Genomic DNA, 20,273 nt, shown 5'->3' with positions numbered 1-20,273 from the left:
CATGACCGCAAAGAATCTGCTCGTTGAACTGTTCGTCGAGGAACTGCCGCCCAAGGCCCTGAAGAAGCTGGGCGACGTGTTCGCCCAAACTCTGGCCCAGTCCCTCAAGGCCTCCGGCCTGGCCGATGCCGCCGCCGTGGTCACCCCCTTCGCCTCTCCCCGCCGCCTGGCGGCCCACATCACCGGCGTGGTGAGTGCGGCGGCCGACAAGCCCGTGGAGCAAAAACTGATGCCCGTGGCTGTCGGCCTGGATGCGGCCGGCAACGCCACTCCGGCCCTGGTGAAGAAGCTCGCCGCCCTGGGGGCCGATGCTTCCGTGGTGCCCAGCCTGCGCCGCGTCAACGACGGCAAGGCCGAAGTGCTGTTCTACGACAGCCTGGCCAAGGGTGCCACCCTGGCGGCCGGCCTGCAGAAGGCCCTGGAAGCGGCCCTCGCCGCCCTGCCCATCCCCAAGGTGATGACCTACCAGCTGCAGGACGGCTGGACCAGCGTCAATTTCGTGCGTCCCGCCCACCGCCTGGTGGCCCTGCACGGCAGCGACGTGGTGCCCCTGTCCATCCTCGGCCTGACCTCCGGCAATACCACCCTGGGCCACCGTTTTGAAGCGGCCAAGGACGTGGTGACCTTCGCCGATGCCGACAGCTATGCCGACACCCTGAAGCGGGACGGCGCCGTCATCGCCAGCTTTGCCGAGCGCCGCGCCGAGATCGTGCGTCAGCTCGAAGCCGCCGCCGCCAAGGCCGGCCCCAACCTCACCCCCATTCAGGACGAAGCCCTGCTGGACGAGGTCACCGCACTGGTGGAGCGCCCCAACGTGCTGATCGGCAAGTTCGAAGCCGAATTCCTGGCCGTGCCCCAGGAATGCCTGATCCTCACCATGAAGGCCAACCAGAAGTACTTCCCCCTGCTGGACGCCAGCGGCAAGCTGACCAACCAGTTCCTGGTGGTGAGCAACATCGCCCCGGCCGATCCGTCCGCCGTCATCGGCGGCAACGAGCGGGTGGTGCGCCCCCGTCTGGCCGACGCCAAGTTCTTCTTCGACCAGGATCGCAAGAAGACCCTGGAATCCCGCGTCCTCGGCCTGGCCAAGGTGGTCTATCACAACAAGCTGGGCACCCAGGGCGAGCGGGTGCAGCGGGTCTGCGCCATCGCCAAGGCGATTGGTGAAAAACTCGGCCAGCAACTCGGGGGCGAAACCCTGGCGTTGCAGGCCGAACAGGCCGCCCTGCTGGCCAAGGCCGACCTGCTCACCGACATGGTGGGCGAGTTCCCCGAACTGCAGGGCATCATGGGCCGCTACTACGCGCTGCATGACGGCCTCTCTACCGACATCGCCGACGCCATCGAGGACCACTACAAGCCCCGCTTCGCCGGCGACGAGTTGCCGCGCAATCCGGTGGGCACCACCGTGGCCCTGGCCGACAAGCTGGAAACCCTGGTGGGCCTGTTCGGCATCGGCCAGATTCCCACCGGCGACAAGGACCCCTTCGCCCTGCGTCGCCACGCCCTGGGCGTGATCCGCATGCTGGCCGAGGGCGACCTGGGCCTGCCCCTGGATCAATTGCTGGCGTCTGCCGCCGCCACCTTCGCCGCCGTCGATGGCTTCAAGGCCAACACCGGGGCCCTGGCCGACTTCATCTACGAGCGCCTCGCCGGCAGCCTGCGCGACCAGGGCTTCACCGCCCAGGAAGTGGACGCGGTGGTCTCCCAACGGCCCCAGCGCCTGGGTGACATTCCCAAGCGCCTGGCCGCCGTGCGTTCGTTCGCCGCCTTGCCGGAATCCGCCGCCCTGGCCGCCGCCAACAAGCGCGTCGGCAACATCCTCAAGAAGGTGGAAGGTGATGTCGCTGCCACGATCGACGCCGCCCTGCTCAAGGAGGCCGCCGAAGTAGCCCTGGCCCAGGCGCTGGCCGAAGTGAAACCGGCCGCCGACGCAGCCTTCGCCCAGGGCGACTACGCCGCTTCGCTGCAATCCCTGGCGGCACTGAAGGCACCGGTGGACACCTTCTTCACCGACGTCATGGTCAATGCCGAAGACCCGACCCTGCGCGCCAACCGCCTCGGCCTGCTGGCCACCCTGCACCTGGCCATGAACCAGGTGGCGGACATCTCCAAGCTCTCGGCATGAAGCTGATCATTCTCGACCGCGACGGCGTCATCAACTTCGACTCGGCCCAGTTCATCAAGAGCCCGGCCGAGTGGAAGCCCATCCCGGGCAGCCCGGAAGCCATCGCCAAGTTGAACCAGGCGGGCTACCGGGTGGTGGTGGCGACCAACCAGTCGGGGGTGGGGCGCGGGTTGTTCGACATGGACACCCTCAACGCCATCCACGACAAGATGCACAAGACCGTGACCGCCGCCGGCGGCCGCATCGACGCCATCTTCTACTGCCCCCACGCCGCCGACTCCGACTGCGCCTGCCGCAAACCCAAGCCCGGCATGTTCCAGCGCATTGCCGGGGTGTACAACGTGGACCTGGAAGGCGTGCCCACCGTCGGCGACTCCCTGCGCGACCTGGTGGCCGGCACGTCCCAGGGCTGCGCCCCCTACCTGGTGCTCACCGGCAAGGGGGAGAAGACCCAGGCCGACGGCGGACTGCCCGAAGGCACCCAGGTCTTCCCCGATCTGGCCGCCGCAGTGGATCACCTGCTCGCCGCCCCGCCCCGTACCGCCCGCTGACGAGACCTGCCATGGCCCAACTCCGCTCGACCCTGTTCCTCCTGCTGACCATCCCGCTCACCGCCGTCTTCGGCCTCCTGGTGGTTCTCACCGCTCCCTTCTCGCCCAAGACGGCCTACGTGCTGATCGACGCCTGGCGCTTCTGCTTCATGAAGGGGCTGGTGCGCGGCGTGCTCGGCATCCGCACCGAGGTGTGGGGCGCCGACAACATCCCCGACGAGGCCGTGGTGGTGTTGTCCAAGCACCAGTCGGCCTGGGAGACGGTGGCCCTGCAGCAGTGGTTTCCGCGTATGGTCTTCGTGCTCAAGAAGGAACTGCTCAAGCTGCCCATCCTGGGTTGGGCCTTCAGCGCCATTGGCATGATCGCCATCGACCGCAAGGCCGGCCTGGACGCCCTGGCCCAGGTGGCCGAGCAGGGCACCGACCGGCTGCGCAACGGCATCAGCGTGATCATCTTCCCCGAAGGCACCCGGGTGCCTCCCGGCCAGAAACGCCGCTACAAGGGCGGTGGCGCCCACCTGGCGGTGCAGGCCGCCGCCAAGGTGGTGCCGGTGGCCCACAACGCCGGCGAACTGTGGCCGCGCAATGCCTTCGTCAAGAAGGCCGGCACCATCACCATCAGCTTCGGCCCGGCCATCGACGCCACCGGCCTGACGGTGGAAGAGGTCAACCGGCGAGTGGAAGCCTGGATCGAGGCTGAAATGGCCCGCATCGCTCCCCACCGCTACCCCCGCACCCCGGTTGCCGCCAACGACGCCTGAGCCGCGTTCGCCCGCCCGTTTTTCCATAGCCGCGCATTGACCCACGCCCGCCGTTCCCCGCCGTCCCGCTCGCCCCAACTGGCGCTCTCCCTCCCCGGCGAGAGCCTGCCGCGACCCGGTGCCGATAGCCGCACCATCGCCCTGGCCGACCGTATCGTGCCCTACCAGTTGCGCCGCGGCCGGCGGCGCACCATCGGTCTGACCATCGACCATCGCGGCCTGACCGTCGGTGCACCGCCCCGCTCCTCGATTGCCGATATCGAAGCCACGCTTCGCCATCACAGCGAGTGGGTACTCACCAAGCTCGACGAATGGCGCAACCGCCGCCGTCCCGAGCCCCTGCGCGTAGCCGACGGCGCCATCCTGCCCTTGCTCGGCGGCAACCTGACCCTACGCCTGGCCACCGGTACGCGGCGCGCCCGGGCAGTGTGGCACGCCGACTGCGCCCATCCCCAGCTGACCTTATTCGCCGTGCCCGGGCGCGATCCGGAAACCCTTCTCACCCGGGCGCTCCAGGCCCGGGCCCGGGAGGTCTTTGCCGAACGGCTGGCCCATTTCCTCCCCCGGCTAGGCATCGCACCGCCGTCCCTGGCCCTGTCCTCGGCGCGCACCCGCTGGGGCAGCTGCAGCCGCAACCCGGCTGCAGCCGCCACCGAGGCCGGGGCATACGCGATCCGCCTCAACTGGCGCTTGATCTTCATGCCCCTGGCGATCATCGACTACGTGGTCGCCCACGAACTGGCCCACACCCGGGAAATGAACCATAGCCCCCGCTTCTGGGCCGTGGTCGAAACCCTCTATCCGGACTGGCGGCACGCCCGCGAGGAACTGCGCCGCCTTTCCGCCACCTTACCCACCTGGTAAGCGGTGACGGCGCTTCCACCTTGCCGCCACCTTCCGCCGCATTGCGGCCCCATATCTCAGGAGACTCCCATGCGCCTGCTGCACACCATGATCCGCGTCGGCAACCTCGAACAATCCCTGGCCTTCTACACCGAGGTGCTGGGCATGCAACTGCTGCGCAAGCACGACTACCCGGAAGGCCGCTTCACCCTGGCCTTCGTCGGCTACGGCCCGGAGAGCGAAGGCGCCGTGATCGAACTGACCCACAACTGGGATACCACCGCCTATGACCTGGGTACCGGCTACGGCCACATCGCCCTGGAAGTGGACGACGCCTACGCCGCCTGCACGGCGATCAAGGCCCGCGGTGGCAAGGTGGTGCGCGAAGCCGGTCCGATGAAGCACGGCACCACGGTGATCGCCTTCGTCGAGGATCCGGACGGCTACAAGATCGAGCTGATCCAAAAGCATTAAGTTTCCGCTGCGGGACATAGCCAAGGGCGAGCCATCCGGCTCGCCCTTGGCCGTTAACCCCCCTTCCCGTCCCCTACTGCCTCTTGCCGCCGCTCCTAGCCACGAAAACGCCAGTATCAGTGCGGGCCTTGTGTTGGACGCCTTGGCGACCGATTGGCGGCCGGCGGCTTTGCCTGCGTAGTCCCCAAGCACGACACATCTGCAGACCGACCCGACTGCGGCAACGGCGACAGGAAAGCGCTGCGGCTGCGCTCCTTTCCCACCAGGCCAGCGCCCTTACATTTGCTTACGGCTCGGAGACATTCCCGCCACCTTGCCCGGATAAAGTAGCTGCCGCCGAGTCCGCAACAGCATTGCTTGCCCGCCCCGGCACTCGCCACGTTGTAGCCAACGCAATCCATGACGCCCCACCGATGAAATTCGCCATCACTGCAAGCGACCGCTACCTGGGGGTTTGGGAAGCCTTCGTCGCCCAGGGCTGGGAGCCGGTCAAGCTGTTCACCACGCCGGTGGACAATCGCCTGCACCATAACCAGGCAGTGCTGAACTACGCCCGGGCGCAGGGCATCGACGCCCAGATCTCGCCTCTCGGTGAAGCAGACCTGGCAGACCTGGCCCACCGGGGCTGTGATGCACTGATCGTCGCCAGCTACAGCTGGCGCATCGGCGACTGGCGCCCTTACCTGCGCTACGCGGTGAACTTTCACCCCTCGCCCCTGCCCCAGGCCCGGGGAGCCTACCCGATCGTTGCGGCCATTCTTGGCGGCTACGACACCTGGGGCGTCACCTGCCACCGGCTCGACCCGGAGTTCGACAGCGGCCCAATCCTGGCCAGCCGAAATTTCCCCCTTGCTCCCGACGAAAGCCACGAGTCCCTCGACCTGAAGGTTCAGATGGCGGCCAGAACCCTGGCCGCCGATGTCGCGGGCAATTTCACCGATTATTGGCAGAATGCCCGCCCCCAGGGCGAAGGGACCTATTTCAAACTATGGACCACAGCAGACCGAACCCTGGACCTGACCCAACCGGTCGCGGCCATCCTGCGCCGGGTCCGGGCCTTCGGCCAGATCGAATGCCTGGCCGTGGTCAACGAGGTCACCGTGTACGTCCACAAGGCGGTCGGCTGGGAGGAAAGCCACAGTTTCCGCCCCGGAGCCCTGGTCCACGTCAACGCCATGCAGATGTTGATCGCCGTCCAGGATGGCTTCGTCGGCATCGTCGAATGGAGTCTGCAGCCTCCGGACACTCCTACCGGCACCCTGCACCGCTGATGGCGGCGCCACGCTCGACCGCTGCACGGCGGGAAACCGCCCGAACGACTTAAACAGCCCCGCAATGCGGGGCTTTTTACTGGTGCGGCGACAAAGGGGTACGCCATGCAAAACGCAGCGCAACCATAAGGAAGCAGGCGCTTCATGGCTGCGCACGGCGCACAGACACCACGCCCGGGTGCACATACCTCCCCCTTCGCCCCGCGCGCCGACATCAAACCGTAACCTTGCCGAAATAAACAAATGGCATTATTCCAAAAGAATCAAACCAGCCCCCAGGCCCTGCCTAAAAAGGGCTCCCACTGCACAACATCCCGCCGCCTCCGTCCTTGCGGTGGAAACAAAGCGCGGGAAGCCCAGCCGAATCTGGCGCCTCCCGCCGTAGCAGCTTCACGTGACCGAATCGACCTCATCCCCCGCCAACGCCGCATCACCGCCATCCGTCGCCCTTCCCGGCACGGCCGGCGAGTCCGGCCGCCGCACCAGAAAATCACGCTTGCAACGCTTCCTTGCCCCAACCATCTGGTTGTCCGGACGCCTCAGCTTTTCACGCAAGTACATGCTGGTGGGCGCCGTGGTGCTGTCCGCCCTCACCGCCCTGAGCGTCCCCCTGCTCCGCCAGGTGCATACGGAGATTCTTCAGGCCCAGACGGAGCGCCAGGGCTTGAAGGAATACGCCCGGCAGATCGACACCCTGTTCGCCCTGGTCGAACAACGCAGCGCAACGGTCGCGGGGCAGGCCAACCAGGCCACCGTCGATGCCCTGTTCGTGGCACTTCAGGACCACTGGGCGCAGCTCCCCACCAAGGAAAGCAGCACGGTGGTGGCACGCCTGCAGAGCGACTGGCGCCAGGCCCGGGGCAACGGCAAGGATGACGCCAACCAGGCACGGCGATTCACAGCCCTCAACAGCACCCTCACCGCCCTGCTCGAACTGATCCGGGACAGCTCCCGGGCCTACCGGCTGCCCCAGGACGGCGAACTCGGCGCGACCTTCGACATGCTGACCACCCGGCTCCCCCAGGTGGCGGAAACCCTGGCACGGCAACGGGACGCCCTGACCCTCAACTCACGGGAGATGGCCTCGTCGGCGCTCGGCTCCCAGGCCCTGTCCGATTCGGCCGCCGCCCTGCAGGCCGGCCTGGCCAAGCTCGCTGCCGGGCATCCCGAGATCGCCGACCTGCAGCAAAACCTCGACGACCTGCTGGAACGCATCGCCGGGCAGCAAGGGACCTCTTACCGGACACTCTATGGCACCAAGGCCCGGGCCCGGCCCAACGGCAAGATGGCCTCCTACGCGCTGGGCGCCCAGGTCGTGCTCTCGGAGTCGGCCCCCAGCCTTCAGGCCGGCATTACCCAGCTGACCCGCGTTCACCCTCAAGCCACACCGTTGCAACAGGAACTGGCGGAGCTGCTGGAGCACATCGCCGAGCAGCAGAGCAGCGCCGAGCAGACCCTCGACAGCCCCACGGCTCTGGCCGAATTGCGCGCCCTCGCCAACAGCAACGTGCACCGCACCCGCTCCCTGCTGTTCGCCACGATCCAGCACGCCGACGACGCGCTGCGCGCACGCATCAGCGCCCTGCAACGTTCCCAATTGCTGATTGCCGTCCTCCTGGTTGGCACCATCGGCGCCATAGCTTACCTGTTCGCCGGCATCTACTTGTCGACCCTCGGCTCGCTGCGCCACCTCGCCGATGGCACGGAGGCATTCTGCAGTGGTCGGCTCGATACCCGTATCCGCCTCGACACCCGCGACGAGCTCGTCTTTGTCGCCCGCAACTTCAATACGGTGGCGAGCAAGTTCGAACAACTGCTGGAAGTGATCCGCGAGCAGAACGCATCGCGGCAGCGCGAACTGGAAGAGCAGGTGGCCGCCCGCACCAGCGAGTTGGCCGAGAAGAACGAGGCCTTGCGCATCGCGGGAGAGCGGGTCCAGGAAGAATTGATGCTGGCGCGCAACATGCAACGGGCCATCCTGCCGCAACGCTTCCCCGACGAAACGCACTGGGCGGTACATGCGGCGATGTACCCCGCCCGGGAGCTGGGTGGGGACTTCTACGACTGTTTCCCCCTGCCGGATGGCCGCTACGGGCTGCTGATCGCCGACGTCTCGGGCAAGGGTGTGGGGGCGGCCTTCTTCATGGCGGTGTCCCACACCGTCCTGCTCGATCTGGCCGTCACCGGTAACGCTCCATCCTGGGTGCTCGCCCACGCCAACGACCTGCTCTGCGAACGCAACCCGATGGAGCTGTTCGTTACCGCCTGCTATGCCATCTACGACCCCGTCACGGGCCTGTTCACCTATGCCAATGCCGGCCACGCCTCCCCGTTGCGGCGCCAGGCCGCGGGCACTGTCGAGGCGCTGCCCAGCCCCATGGACGTGGCGCTGGGCGTCATGTCGGACATGGCCTACAGCGACCAGCAGGTCACCCTGCAACGCGGCGACGCTCTCCTGCTCTACACCGACGGCGTCACCGAAGCCTTTGCCGCCAGCGGCGAGGCCTATGGCGATGCGCGCCTGCACGCCTGGCTGGCTCGTATCGCCCCCGACACAGCCGCTGCCACAATCATTGCCAGCCTGGTCCGCGATGTCGAAACCTTCGTGGCCGGCGCCGAAGCCTCCGACGACCTGACGAGCCTGATTCTCTGCCGCAAATAGGGACACCACCCCATGGATAGCGCACCGTTCATTCTGAAGAACAAGAGGCTGCTGCTGGAGTACGACCTGCCCAGCCAGCTCGACGAAATTGCCCACCTTTCCAGTGCCGTGGAGCGTTCGCTCCCAGAGCGTCCCGACCTGGCCTTTGCCGCCAACCTGTGCCTTGAGGAATTGGCGACCAACACCATCCAGCACGGGCTGCAGGGTGCCCAGGACCGCCGCATCCATGTGCGCCTGAGCATCTCCGACGAGTGGCTGGAAATCCTTTTGAAGGACGATGCGCCGCCCTTCGACCCCTTCTCCGAAGCCCCCGCCCCCGAACTCGAGGCCGACGTCGATGCGCGTCCGATCGGCGGGCTCGGGGTCCATCTGGTCAAGACGATGATGGACGATGTACGCGCCTACTACGACGGCAGCGGCAACCTGATCGTCCTGCTCAAGACCCTGCGCCAGTAAGCGCTGCCGGTTTCCGCCCCGGGCGTCTCGTCCGGCGCGCCGCGCCTACTTGGCCCCCTACTTTGCAAGGAGCACCCGTGAGTTTTCAATCCGACATCCTCGCCGGCGACATCGCCCAGACGGTCACCCTCGCCGGCCGCCTCGACAGCGCCACCGCCCCCGGTTTCGAAAAGACCCTGCATGACCTTTTCCTCCACCCCGCCCGCCGGGTGCTCATGGACTTCTCGGGCCTGGACTACATCTCCAGCGCCGGGCTGCGGGTGGTCCTGATGGCGGCCAAGCGCTCCAAGCAAAGCCAGGGGCAACTCGTCCTGTGCAACCTGCAGCCCCACGTGCGCGAAGTCTTCGAGATCAGCGGCTTCCTGAAAATCCTGAATATCGCCGAAAACCAGGATCTGGCCCTGGCGCAACTCCAGGCCTGACAACCCGCGCCACCCGCCAGGTACATCAGGCCTGGCCGGCTGCCGCGCCGGTCCGGGTGTCGAGCAGCAGCACGTAGCGGCGCAACAGCCAGACGCAGCGCTCGAACAGGGTGGTGGCGGCAAACGCCGCCTGCTGCACATCGGGCGCGATGTCCGCCTCGCCACCCTGCAAACGTTTGCGGATGCCGTCCATCAACTCCGAGCGGTCATGGGTCAGGGCACGCAGCAGGTGCAGGTCTTCCGCCTCGGGCGAAGCCGCGGCTTCGGCCAGCACTTCCAGCATCATGTGCAGACTTTCGACCAGGTTGTCGATCAACCCCCGCACCTCACGGGCATGGCTGGAGCTGCCCGCCAGGCTGGCCAGTTCGAACAGGCTGTCCTGCAGCGAGGCGATCAAGGCGTTGCGGTCGCGGAAGACGATGGTCTGCTCCAGCACTTCCCGGCTGTGGTTGCGGTCGGCAACCTCGGTCAGAAACTGATCGCACTCGCGCATCACGTTGCGCTCGGCGTCGTAACGCGCATCGAGCAGCAAGGTCTCTTTCTGTCCCTCTGCGCGAAGGGGATCGAGGTAGAGCGCCAGACTGGCCAGCAGCCGTTGCTGCTCCTTGTCCACCAGCAGCAGGGCGCTTTCCGACTCGGCCAGAGCGCCATCCTGCAGGTAGTGCGGGCGCCCCAGAACCTCTGCCATCGAGGGCGGCGCACACCGCTCGATCAGGGCCAGTACCGGCCGGTTCAGCACCCGCATGGCCAGATCCGAGGCCAGTTGCAGCACGACATAGACGGCCGCCAGTTGGGCCGCCGGGGAGAGCTTCAAGTGCGCCAGCAGCGGCACAACCAGGGTCTGCCCCTCGAACTGGTCGATAACGAACAATAGCAGCAACGACGCGACGCCCAAGCCCTTGAGGACGATCTGGTACAGCACCAGCTGCCGTGCGCTCCCCTGCAGGCGCCCGGCCAAGGCCCACGCCGAAAGCGCCGAACCGCAGCCGGCGCCGATGACGACCATGGCCCCGGCCTCGAAGGAGAGCAATCCGGCGGTTGCCATGGCCATGGCTACGATGGTGATGGTGGACGACGATTGCGCCACCAGGGCGACTCCGGTGCCGATGGCAAAGCTCAGCACGGGGTAGTGGGCGGCATACAGCATGCCGTCCTTGAGCCAGTCCACTTGTTTGAGGATCGACGAACCGGACTTGATCAGGTCGATGCCGAGGAACAGCAGCCCTACCCCCAGCAGCGCCCCGACCGCATGGCGATAGCGCGCCGACTGGTCGAGGTTGAGATAGAAGGCGATGCCGATGGCACCGACCAGGAACAGCGCCAGCAGGTGCAGGTTGAGGGCCGCCACGATCACCAGCATCGACGTGCCGATGTTGGCCCAGCTGATGACCGGAAAAGCGCGCCGATTCTCGATCGCTCCGGCCGTCACCAGGGCGACCAGCACATAGGTCACGGCATTGACGCTCTGCATGATCGCACCGGCGACAAGACCGAACAGGGTGACGGCGCCCCGCCCCGACACCGCCCGGGCAATCAGGGCGCGCATCCGGCGCCCGGCCAATTGCTTGAGATGGTTGCCGATCAGGCGGATGCCAATGAAGAACAGGCCCAGACCGGCAAAGATACTTGCAAGGATTTCCATAGTCCCACGGCGCACGCCGCGCACGACGGCAATCGAAACCCGCGATTGTAACGGCGGGGCCATTGCCAATTAATGACAAAAAGCTAACCCGAGGGCATAGATCTGCACGCCAAGACCAACCTCCAACGGGGTGAGCACGAGCAACCCGCAGGAGCCCCGACAAAAAAAGAGCCCCACCATGGTGGGGCTCGATCGTGGCGGATGCTGCAGCGCTTAGACGTTGAACAGGAAGTTCAGCACATCGCCGTCCTGAACCACGTAGTCCTTGCCTTCGGCGCGCATCTTGCCAGCCTCCTTGGCGCCCTGTTCGCCGCCGTGGGCGATGAAGTCGGCGAAGGAGATGGTCTGGGCGCGGATGAAGCCCTTCTCGAAGTCGGTGTGGATCACGCCGGCGGCCTGGGGCGCAGTGTCGCCCTTGTGGATGGTCCAGGCACGCACTTCCTTGACCCCCGCGGTGAAGTAGGTCTGCAGGCCGAGCAGGTCATAACCGGCGCGGATCAGACGGTTCAGGCCCGGCTCTTCCAGGCCCAGATCGGCCAGGAAGGCGGCCTTGTCCTCATCTTCAAGATCAGCCAGTTCGGCTTCGATCTTGGCGCACACGGCCACCACCGGAGCGCTCTCCTTGGCGGCAAATTCCTTCAGGCGATCCAGGTAGGGGTTGTTCTCGAAACCGTCTTCAAGCACGTTGCCCACATACATGGCCGGCTTGATGGTGAGCAGACAGAGGGGCTTGAGAAGAGCCTTGTCGTCGTCGGACAGGCCGGCGGTGCGGGCCGGCTGGCCTTCGTTGAGGTGGGGCAGCAGCTTTTCCAGCACGGCCACCAGCTTCTGCGCATCCTTGTCGCCGGCTTTGGCTTTCTTGCCGTCCCGGTTGATGGTGCGCTCGACGGCGGCCAGGTCGGCCAGGGCCAGTTCGGTGACGATGGTCTCGATGTCGGCGATCGGGTCCACCCGGCCGGAGACGTGCACCACATTGGGATCGTCGAAACAGCGCACCACGTTCACGATGGCGTCGGTTTCGCGGATGTTGGCCAGGAACTGGTTGCCCAGGCCTTCGCCCTTGGAGGCACCCGCCACCAGACCGGCGATGTCCACGAACTCGACGATGGCCGGCTGGATGCGCTGGGGCTTGACGATCTTGGACAGGGCATCGAGACGCGGGTCCGGCACCTCGACGATGCCCACGTTGGGCTCGATGGTGCAGAAGGGGTAATTCTCGGCGGCGATGCCGGCCTTGGTCAGGGCATTGAAGAGGGTGGACTTGCCCACGTTGGGCAGGCCGACGATACCGCACTTGAGGCTCATCTCGTTTTCCTAGCGTTGCGACATTTAAGGGGCACCCAAGCGGGGCGCCCGGATTGTATCACCGGGGGTGGGCCGGACCGGCTTTCAGCCGAGGCTCACCCCGGGAACCTGGTCCAGTTCCACCCGCACGTCGGCAATGCGTGCAAAGGCCTCGTCGAGCGATAACCGGCCGGTGGCGAAGGCTTCGATCAAGGGGCAGGCACGAAAGCCTTGCTCCAGCACCGGCAGGAGAAAGCGGTCGAGGCGGGTGGCGCTCAGTTCGGTTTCGGCGAAATCGGCAGACCAGAAGTAATGCACCTGGCCTTCGGCCAGATCCAGCTCGAAGCGCCCCCGGGCCAAGCCCCGGTTGAGCCCGGCCAGTAGCAGCGCGCAATCGGACAGCAAGGCATCGGGAATATCGACGAGAAAATGTACCAGGGCGATGAGCAGACGCTCATCCTCGCGGGTGCCGAGCATCAGGCCGAAACGGGCCCCCTCCCGCTCCAGGCCGCCAGCCAGCAGCGTGTCGTCCTGGGGTTCGAGGCGCAGCCCCCGGCTGGGCAACAGGGCCAGCAGGCGGCCCATCAAGGGCGGTAGCTTGGTACTCATCAGGCGGGCTTCCCATGCAGCTGTTGTTGAGCGGCCGCGTAATCCCCGGCGGCCAACTTGGGCCAGGCAATGCGGCAGCGGTCGATGGCTTCGTCGATGGCGCGCTGCTCGTCGGCCCGAGGCCGGTGCAGCACAAAATCCACCACTTCCTGCTTCAATTCCAGGGAGCGGGGATGGCCGATACCCAGGCGCAGGCGCCAGAAATTGGGGGTGCCGAGTTGGGCCTGAATGTCCTTCAGGCCATTGTGGCCGCCGTTGCCGCCGCCTTGCTTGACGCGGATGGCGCCGGGCAGCAGGTCCAGTTCGTCGTGCACCACCAGCACCTCTTCCGGCGTGATCTTGTAGAAGCGGGCCAGGGCGGCCACCGCCTGGCCGGAACGGTTCATGAAGGTTGCCGGCTTGAGCAGCCAGACATCACCGGCCCGCCCTGCCTCGCCGAAGAATTTGGCCTGGGGCGCCAGGCTCACCTTGAGGTCGGCGGCGAGCCGGTCGATAAACCAGAAGCCGGCGTTGTGGCGGGTGTCTTCGTAGTCAGGACCGGGATTACCCAGGCCAACGATGAGGCGCGGAGGGGTCATGGCGAAATGGGGCGGATAAAAAGGAAAAAGCCGCAGGGAAAGGCAGCGCCCCTCCCTGCGGCTTCAGCGGCCAGCGCAGGCTTAGGCGGCCGGCGCTTCGGCAGCGGCTTCGTCAGCAGCCCCGCCACGGATGGCGAGGATGGTGGCGACAACCGGGCTGCTTTCGGTGTGCAGCACAGGCTTCACGCCCTTGGGCAGCTTCAGGTCGGAAACGTGGATGGAGTGACCGGCGTTCAGGTCCTTCAGATCCACTTCGATGAACTCGGGCAGGTCGGCGGGCAGGCACTCGACTTCGACTTCGTTCATGACGTGGGAGACGATGCCGCCGGACAGCTTCACGCCCGGGGCCAGATCGGCGTTCACGAAGTGGAACGGCACCTTGGTGTGCAGCTTCTGCTTGGCGTCAACGCGCTGGAAGTCCACGTGCAGGATCTGGGGCTTGTAAGCGTGCATCTGGTAGTCGCGCAGCAGCACCAGTTCCTTGGCACCGTCGACGGCCAGGGTCAGCACGGACGAGTGGAAGGCTTCCTTGCGCATGGCCTGGTACAGCTCGTTGTGGTCGAAGACGATGGATGCGGGAGCGGCTTCGCCACCGTACACGATGCCCGGGACCTGGGAGGCGCGGCGCAGGCGGCGGCTCGCACTCGAACCCTGCACGTCACGCTTTTTGGCGTTGATTTCGATTTTCATGATGACTCCAAAAATTAAGCCGCCCGCGACCAGGCGGCTGACGGAACAACCCCCGGCAATGACCGGGGGCTGAAAAAACTTAGTCGAACAGCTCGGACACCGAATCTTCGCAGCTGATGCGGCGGATGGTCTCGGCCATCAGGTCCGCCGCGGAAAGCTGGCGGATGCGCGAACAGGCGGCCGCCTCGTCGCGCAGGGGAATGGTGTCGGTAACCACCAGTTCGTCGAGTTCGGAATCGCTGATCCGCTCGATCGCTGCGCCGGACAGCACGGCATGGGTACAGTAGGCCCGCACCGCCTTGGCACCGTGGTTCTTGAGGGCCTGGGCGGCCTTGCACAGGGTGCCGGCGGTATCGACGATGTCGTCCATGATGATGCAGGAGCGGCCCTGCACGTCGCCGATGATGTTCATCACCTCGGAGACGTTGGCCTTGGGACGGCGCTTGTCGATGATCGCCAGGTCGCTCTCCAGGCACTTGGCCAGGGCCCGGGCGCGCACCACGCCGCCGTGGTCGGGGGAAACGACCATCAGGTCCTCACCCCAGTCCTTGCGACGGGTCTGGATGTCGTCCAGCAGGATCGGCTGGGCGTAGATGTTATCGACGGGGATATCGAAGAAGCCCTGGATCTGCTCGGCATGCAGGTCCATGGTCAGCACCCGGTCCACACCCGCGGCGGTGAGCATGTTGGCCACCAGCTTGGCGGCGATGGGCACCCGGGAGGAGCGGGAGCGGCGATCCTGGCGGGCGTAGCCGAAGTAGGGGATCGCGGCGGTGATGCGGCCGGCGGAAGCGCGCTTGAGCGCGTCCACCATCACCAGCAGTTCCATCAGATTGTCGTTGGACGGGGCGCAGGTCGGTTGCAGCACGAACACGTCGCGACCGCGGACATGCTCTTCAAGCTCGACGCTCACCTCACCGTCGGAAAAGCGGCCCACCTTGGCCCGGCCGAGTTGGATATTGAGCTTTTGCGCGACGGCGGACGCCAGTTTGGGATTGGCGTTGCCGGTAAAGACCATCAGGCTGTTGTAGGCCATGAGGCGACCCCGGAAAGCAATACGGGCAGGGATTAGCCTGCCCGTGTTTTGCAAAATTTTGGCTGGGGAGGAAGGACTCGAACCCTCGCATGCCGGAATCAAAATCCGGTGCCTTAACCAACTTGGCGACTCCCCAGTGACCTTTTTCACGACTTCCGAAGAAGCCTGGAATTCGGTGCCTGGACCGCATCGGGCTGTGTGCTCAATGCGTCAGTGGCGAGGCGCGGATAATACAGAAATTTTTTCCGTTGTGCCAACTTTTTGCAAAAACCCGCGAAAAAAACCGCCGCCCCGCCCTCAATCGGCCAGCAGGCCGCGCAGCGGATGGTCCTGCAAACCGGCCGCCACCCAGCCGACCCATCCAGCGGGAAGCCGCGCCAATGCTTGCTCTGCGGCATCGCGCCGGGAAAACCCGGCGAACACGCAGGCCCCGGAACCGGTCATCCGGGCCACCCCGCCGCCGTGGTCACGGGCAGCTCCGGTGAGCCAGGCCAGGCGCTCGGCCACCTGCGGGAAGCGCGCGCAAGCCACCGCCTCCAGATCGTTATGCCCCTGGCCGGGACGCCAGCCGGCCGGGTCGATGGCCGGGGTGTCGCGCACCAGTTCGGGCGCAGAGAAGATCAGCGGTGTCGGCACCGCCACCGGGGACTCCACCACCAGATAGGTTTCGTCGGGCACGGCCACTGGGGTGAGCTCTTCCCCTACGCCGCCGGCGAACGCCGGCCGGCCATAAACAAACACCGGCACATCGGCCCCCAGGGTCAGCCCCAACGCCTGCAGGCGTTGGCGCGACAGGCCCAGCCCCCATAAGTGATTGAGCGCCAGCAGCACCGTCGCGGCATCGGAACTGCCGCCGCCGATGCCGCCGCCCAGGGGCAGCCGTTTCTCCAGGGTGATCGTCACGCCCCGGCCCGTGCCGCTCTCGACCTGCAGCAGGCGGGCGGCCCGTACGGTCAGATCCGTGTCCGCCGGTACGTCGGGCAGGGGCGTTGCCAACACCACCTGGCCATCGGTCCGGGGGGCGAAACGCAGCACGTCGGCCCGGTCGATGAAGCGGAAGACGGTTTGCAGCAGGTGATAGCCGTCGGCGCGCCGCCCGACCAAGTGCAGGAACAGGTTGAGCTTGGCCGGGGCCGGGTAGGCACTCTCCCAGCCCCAGACCGGCGCGGGGGCCGTGGCGCGTCCGGTCACGGTTTACGCCCCGTCAAGGCCTCGAGCCCCAGGGCCTCCCATTCGTCGAGCTTGAGACGCACTTCCACGTCGTCCATCAGGCGCACCGCCACGACCCGTTCCGGCAAGGCGCCCGGGCGGTCGTTGGGGTAGGCGTAGTCGAGACGCCAGCCCCGGTCCTCGATGCGCTGCGGCCGGCCGGCGATATCCCGGTTCAGCACCTCGCCGCCCCGGGCGAGCAACCAGTCGGCACCACCGGCCAGGGGCAGCTCCAGGCCCAGGGCGCGCTGCACCAGAGTGTCGGCGCTGCTCGCCGATTCGGAACGGCCGTCGGCCACCAGGGTCGCCCCTTCCGGGGTGATCACCAATTCGGCCACGGTCTGCCCCAGGGGGGAGTAGAAGAAGACCTGGTCCCGATCCTGGGCAACGTTCGACTGGCCACCGTTCGCCGCCGTACCGCGCCATTCCGGCGCCCGGCGCCAGGAAAAACCGCCGGCGGCGCTGTGCTCGCCATGGCGCACGGCAAAGCGGCCGGAGACCAGGAAGGCCGTCAGCTCGTCCCGCTCCGGCAGCGGCCGGGCAATCGTCTGATCGGGTTTGGGCGCCTTGCTGCTACAGGCCGCCAGGGCCAGCAACAAGGGAGCGCCCAGAGCCGCCTGCAACAGCCGGCGGCGTGGCAGGGACGGCGACGGCTTCGCCCGCGTCACCCCCGCCCTCACGGCTGCAAGCGCCGCTGCACGGCGGAAAGCGCGTCGTTGTCGGGGAAGCGGCTGGCCGCCTCCTTCCACACGCCCCGGGCCTCGTCCTGGCGTCCCAGCCCCCACAGCACTTCGCCGAGGTGGGCGGCGATCTCCGGGTCGGCACGCAGGGCATAGGCCTTCTGCAACTGGACCAAGGCCCCGGGCAGGTCGCCCTGGCGGAACAGCACCCAGCCCAGGCTATCGATGATGAACGGGTCTTCCGGGGCCAACTCCACCGCCTTTTCGATCAGGCGCCGGGCCTCCCCCAAGCGCACGTTGCGCTCGGCGTAGGAATAGCCGAGGGCGTTGTAGGCATGGGCGTGGTCCGGCTGGATGGCGATCAGCTTTTTCAGCCGGGTCTCGGACAGTTCGACCTTGCCCATGCGCTCGGCGAGCAGGGCGGAGTCGTAGAGCAGATCGGGATTGTTCGGTGCCCGGGCCAGGGCCTGGTCGAGCAGGGTCAGTCCTTCCTCGCCACGATTGGCGTCGCGCAGCACCTGGGCCTCGGCAGCGAGCAGGGGCAACTCGTCCTTGGGTTGTTGCACCCGGGCCGCCTTGAGCAAGGCCAGGGCCCCATCCACATCGCCCTGGCGCACGAGCAACTGGGCCGCCCGGCTCTTGGCCGGCACGAACTGCTCCCCCTCACCCACCTGGCGATACCAGCCCACCGCCGCCTCGGGCTTTTTCTGTTCCTCCGCCAACTGGCCAAGCTGATAGCGGACCAGACCCGGGTCCGCCGGACCGAGGTCGAGCAACCGCTTCAATTGGGTTTCGGCAAAGGCGTAATCACGCTGCTGCACGGCCAGGAGGGCGGCGGCGTACACCACGTCGGCCCGGTCGGGCTCGTCCTTGAGCAACTGACGGAACTGCACCTGGGCATCCTCGAAGCGCCGCTCCAACACCAGCTGACGGGCGTAATGGAGACGCACGTCCTTGGCCTTGGGGTACTTGTCGAGGAACTCGGCCTGGGAATCGAGCGATGCCCGGACATCCTCCCGGGCCAGCAGCTGGGCGCGCACCAGGGCAGCGTTCTCCCAGTCGGGTCGGATCGCCAGGGCGCGGCCGATCTCGACCCGGCCGCGGGGCAGGTCGCCGGCATTGATCGCCGCCTGGGCCAGGGCGAAGTGGGACTCGGCCAGGGTGCTGTAAGGCGCCACAACCTCGGCGATCACGCGCAGTGCCGCCTGGCGGTCCGCGCCGCGGGGAAAGAGGCGGTTGAGACTGAGCAGATTGGCCGGCAGCTGGGCCTTCTCCCGCTCCAGCAGGTAGGCCAGCTGGGGCGGCAATTCGTCAAACCGGTTGGTCACCACCAGCAGGCTGACCAGGGCCTGGCGGGCCTCCAGGGCATCGGGCTGGAGGGCGACCCAGCGCTGGGCGGCCTCCAGGGCCACGTCGAAGCGCCGGGCGTAGCCGGCCACTTCCACGGTGCGCGCCAGGATCTTGGGGTCGCCGGTACGCACCGCCAGATCGGCCAGGGCCGAGGTGGCCAGATCCGCCTGGCCGCGCCGCACGGCAAATTCGCCGATCAGTAATTGATATACGCCCTGGCCCTCGGACACCTCGCCAGCGCTGGCGGCGCCGGGAGTGCCAGTGGCATTGGCGGCGCCGGCCGGACGAGCAGCCCGCACCTCGCTGCGCTCGGCCTTGCCGGCCCGCGGCTTGGCCTGGGCACTGGGGGCGACGCTCGGCGCCGCCGCCCCCGGCTCGACCGCCCAGAGCGGTGCCGACAGCGACAGGCAGAGGGCCCCCGCCAGGGTGGCCCAGGCAGCCAGGGCGAAAGGAGGGCGGGGCGGGGCGAAGGGCCGGGAATGGGGCGGGCTCGACGGAGCGGAGGGCATAGAAGAATCCAATCCGGCGACCGGCGGGGCCATGGCTCCCGGGGCGCCGACGAAGGAAAATGAGAGAGCTTGATTAGAACCCGTTGGCGGGCAATAGTTTGTGGCTGCTTTGTAGCGGTTTTCAATTATTCCGGCGGCAGGGCCCGATGGTAGGGCCTTTTCCCGGGGCCGACAACGCCGCCCCGCCGCCAGCCCGCCCCCCTTCCCTATCCTGACCCCGTTCCTCCTGTCATGCCCGAACTCCCCGAAGTCGAAGTCAGCCGCCGCGGCCTGCTCCCCCACCTGCCGGGCATGCCCTGCCTGGGGGCGATAACCCGGGCGCCCCGGCTGCGCCTGCCCCTGCCCGACCTCAACGCCCTGCTCGAAGGCCGCCTGCTGAGCGCCATCCACCGCCGCGGCAAGTACCTGCTGTTCGAATGGACACCTCGCGCCGGCATCGCCGGCGACCAGGAAGGCTGGCTGATCGTCCACCTCGGCATGTCCGGCAGCCTGCGCCTGGTGGCGGCCGACACCCCGGCGGCGCCCCACGACCACGTGGACCTGCGTTTTCCCCACACCGTGCTGCGCTACCGGGACCCGCGCCGCTTCGGCCTGATGGTCTGGCATGCTGGCCCCCATCCGGAACGGGACCCGCGCCTGGCGGTGCTCGGCATCGAGCCCCTGGACGAAACCTTCACCGGCCCCTGGCTGCACCGCGCCCTGGCCGGCAAGACCGTGGCGATCAAGCAGGCCCTGATGGATGCGCACCTGGTGGTCGGGGTCGGCAACATTTACGCGGCCGAAGCCCTGTTCCGCGCCGGCATCTCCCCCACCGCACCGGCCGGCCGGCTGTCGGCGGCCCGCTGCGCCAAGCTCGCCACCGCGGTCCGCGCCGTACTGGCCGAGTCCATCGCCCTGGGCGGCAGCTCGGTGCGGGATTACGTGCACAGCGACGGCGGCATGGGGGGCTATCAACTCAGCTGCGCCGTTTACGGCCGGGCCGGCGCCCCCTGCCGGGTCTGCGCCACGCCGATCCGGCAGATCCGCCAGGGCGGCCGCTCCACCTTCTATTGCCCTCACTGCCAGGCCCGCTGACGCCGCTGGTCCGCCTACGCGGGAAAGGCGGGCCGCTGTGATAC

At 67.2% G+C, this 20,273-nt stretch carries 19 protein-coding genes and 1 tRNA gene; 10 read left to right on the top strand and 10 right to left on the bottom strand.

Annotation, left to right across the window (positions count from 1 at the left end; translation table 11 throughout):
- Position 1 precedes the first annotated feature (1 nt).
- The 9 genes from glyS to OTERR_RS02095 all read left to right on the top strand — a co-directional run bounded on the left by glyS (position 2) and on the right by OTERR_RS02095 (position 9,568).
- Positions 2 to 2,128, top strand: coding sequence for a glycine--tRNA ligase subunit beta (gene glyS / locus OTERR_RS02135; protein ID WP_149424713.1), 2,127 nt, complete (start codon positions 2 to 4; stop codon positions 2,126 to 2,128).
- On the top strand, positions 2,125 to 2,679 hold the full coding sequence (gene gmhB, locus OTERR_RS02130; RefSeq protein ID WP_054621950.1) for a D-glycero-beta-D-manno-heptose 1,7-bisphosphate 7-phosphatase: 555 nt from the start codon (positions 2,125 to 2,127) through the stop codon (positions 2,677 to 2,679). Before glyS ends, gmhB begins: the two co-directional genes overlap by 4 nt.
- Before the next feature lie 11 nt (positions 2,680 to 2,690).
- Complete coding sequence (locus OTERR_RS02125; protein ID WP_149424712.1) at positions 2,691 to 3,440, top strand: lysophospholipid acyltransferase family protein; 750 nt, start codon at positions 2,691 to 2,693, stop codon at positions 3,438 to 3,440.
- A 36-nt stretch (positions 3,441 to 3,476) separates the two neighbouring features.
- A complete protein-coding gene (locus tag OTERR_RS02120) occupies positions 3,477 to 4,304 on the top strand; it encodes a M48 family metallopeptidase (protein WP_082397193.1) in 828 nt (275 codons plus the stop codon).
- 69 nt (positions 4,305 to 4,373) lie between these two features.
- Entirely contained in the window at positions 4,374 to 4,757 is a 384-nt protein-coding gene (gene gloA, locus OTERR_RS02115; protein ID WP_149424711.1) for a lactoylglutathione lyase, read from the top strand.
- Positions 4,758 to 5,170: 413 nt separating this feature from the next.
- Positions 5,171 to 6,028 carry a methionyl-tRNA formyltransferase gene (locus tag OTERR_RS02110; RefSeq protein ID WP_149424710.1) on the top strand — a complete coding sequence of 286 codons (858 nt, stop codon included), beginning with the start codon at positions 5,171 to 5,173 and terminating at the stop codon, positions 6,026 to 6,028.
- 394 nt (positions 6,029 to 6,422) lie between these two features.
- Positions 6,423 to 8,690, top strand: a complete 2,268-nt coding sequence (locus OTERR_RS02105; protein ID WP_149424709.1) for a SpoIIE family protein phosphatase — start codon at positions 6,423 to 6,425, stop codon at positions 8,688 to 8,690.
- 12 nt (positions 8,691 to 8,702) lie between these two features.
- Positions 8,703 to 9,146: an ATP-binding protein gene (locus OTERR_RS02100; RefSeq protein ID WP_054621945.1), complete on the top strand. Its 444-nt coding sequence runs from the start codon at positions 8,703 to 8,705 to the stop codon at positions 9,144 to 9,146.
- A gap of 77 nt (positions 9,147 to 9,223) precedes the next feature.
- Positions 9,224 to 9,568 (top strand): STAS domain-containing protein, encoded by a 345-nt coding sequence (locus OTERR_RS02095; protein WP_082397191.1) that lies wholly within the window; start codon positions 9,224 to 9,226, stop codon positions 9,566 to 9,568.
- Between the two features lie 25 nt (positions 9,569 to 9,593).
- Here OTERR_RS02095 and OTERR_RS02090 read toward each other — a convergent pair whose 3' ends face one another.
- The 10 genes from OTERR_RS02090 to OTERR_RS02045 all read right to left on the bottom strand — a co-directional run bounded on the left by OTERR_RS02090 (position 9,594) and on the right by OTERR_RS02045 (position 19,155).
- A complete protein-coding gene (locus OTERR_RS02090) occupies positions 9,594 to 11,210 on the bottom strand; it encodes a Na/Pi symporter (protein WP_187775283.1) in 1,617 nt (538 codons plus the stop codon).
- 213 nt (positions 11,211 to 11,423) lie between these two features.
- A complete protein-coding gene (ychF, locus tag OTERR_RS02085; RefSeq protein ID WP_054621934.1) occupies positions 11,424 to 12,515 on the bottom strand; it encodes a redox-regulated ATPase YchF in 1,092 nt (363 codons plus the stop codon).
- Positions 12,516 to 12,599: 84 nt separating this feature from the next.
- Entirely contained in the window at positions 12,600 to 13,103 is a 504-nt protein-coding gene (locus tag OTERR_RS02080) for a type III secretion system chaperone family protein (RefSeq protein WP_149424707.1), read from the bottom strand.
- Positions 13,103 to 13,681, bottom strand: coding sequence for an aminoacyl-tRNA hydrolase (gene pth, locus OTERR_RS02075; RefSeq protein WP_054621932.1), 579 nt, complete (start codon positions 13,679 to 13,681; stop codon positions 13,103 to 13,105). The genes OTERR_RS02080 and pth overlap by 1 nt, the downstream gene beginning before the upstream one ends.
- Before the next feature lie 81 nt (positions 13,682 to 13,762).
- Entirely contained in the window at positions 13,763 to 14,371 is a 609-nt protein-coding gene (locus tag OTERR_RS02070; RefSeq protein WP_054621931.1) for a 50S ribosomal protein L25/general stress protein Ctc, read from the bottom strand.
- A gap of 79 nt (positions 14,372 to 14,450) precedes the next feature.
- Entirely contained in the window at positions 14,451 to 15,407 is a 957-nt protein-coding gene (locus OTERR_RS02065) for a ribose-phosphate pyrophosphokinase (RefSeq protein ID WP_054621930.1), read from the bottom strand.
- Between the two features lie 59 nt (positions 15,408 to 15,466).
- Positions 15,467 to 15,543 (bottom strand) — tRNA-Gln (locus OTERR_RS02060).
- A gap of 161 nt (positions 15,544 to 15,704) precedes the next feature.
- A complete protein-coding gene (gene ispE, locus OTERR_RS02055) occupies positions 15,705 to 16,598 on the bottom strand; it encodes a 4-(cytidine 5'-diphospho)-2-C-methyl-D-erythritol kinase (RefSeq protein ID WP_149424706.1) in 894 nt (297 codons plus the stop codon).
- A complete protein-coding gene (locus tag OTERR_RS02050) occupies positions 16,595 to 17,284 on the bottom strand; it encodes an outer membrane lipoprotein LolB (RefSeq protein ID WP_187775282.1) in 690 nt (229 codons plus the stop codon). Before OTERR_RS02050 ends, ispE begins: the two co-directional genes overlap by 4 nt.
- Before the next feature lie 8 nt (positions 17,285 to 17,292).
- Positions 17,293 to 19,155 carry a tetratricopeptide repeat protein gene (locus OTERR_RS02045; RefSeq protein WP_082397175.1) on the bottom strand — a complete coding sequence of 621 codons (1,863 nt, stop codon included), beginning with the start codon at positions 19,153 to 19,155 and terminating at the stop codon, positions 17,293 to 17,295.
- A 231-nt stretch (positions 19,156 to 19,386) separates the two neighbouring features.
- Here OTERR_RS02045 and mutM point away from each other — a divergent pair, with 231 nt between their 5' ends.
- Entirely contained in the window at positions 19,387 to 20,229 is an 843-nt protein-coding gene (gene mutM / locus OTERR_RS02040) for a bifunctional DNA-formamidopyrimidine glycosylase/DNA-(apurinic or apyrimidinic site) lyase (protein WP_149424704.1), read from the top strand.
- The last annotated feature ends 44 nt before the right edge of the window (positions 20,230 to 20,273 follow it).

The sequence above is a fragment of the Oryzomicrobium terrae genome (assembly GCF_008274805.1).
Taxonomy (GTDB): Bacteria; Pseudomonadota; Gammaproteobacteria; order Burkholderiales; family Rhodocyclaceae; genus Oryzomicrobium; species Oryzomicrobium terrae.
Note: the sequence above shows the minus strand (reverse complement) of the source record. Positions and strands in the feature narration are given on the sequence as shown.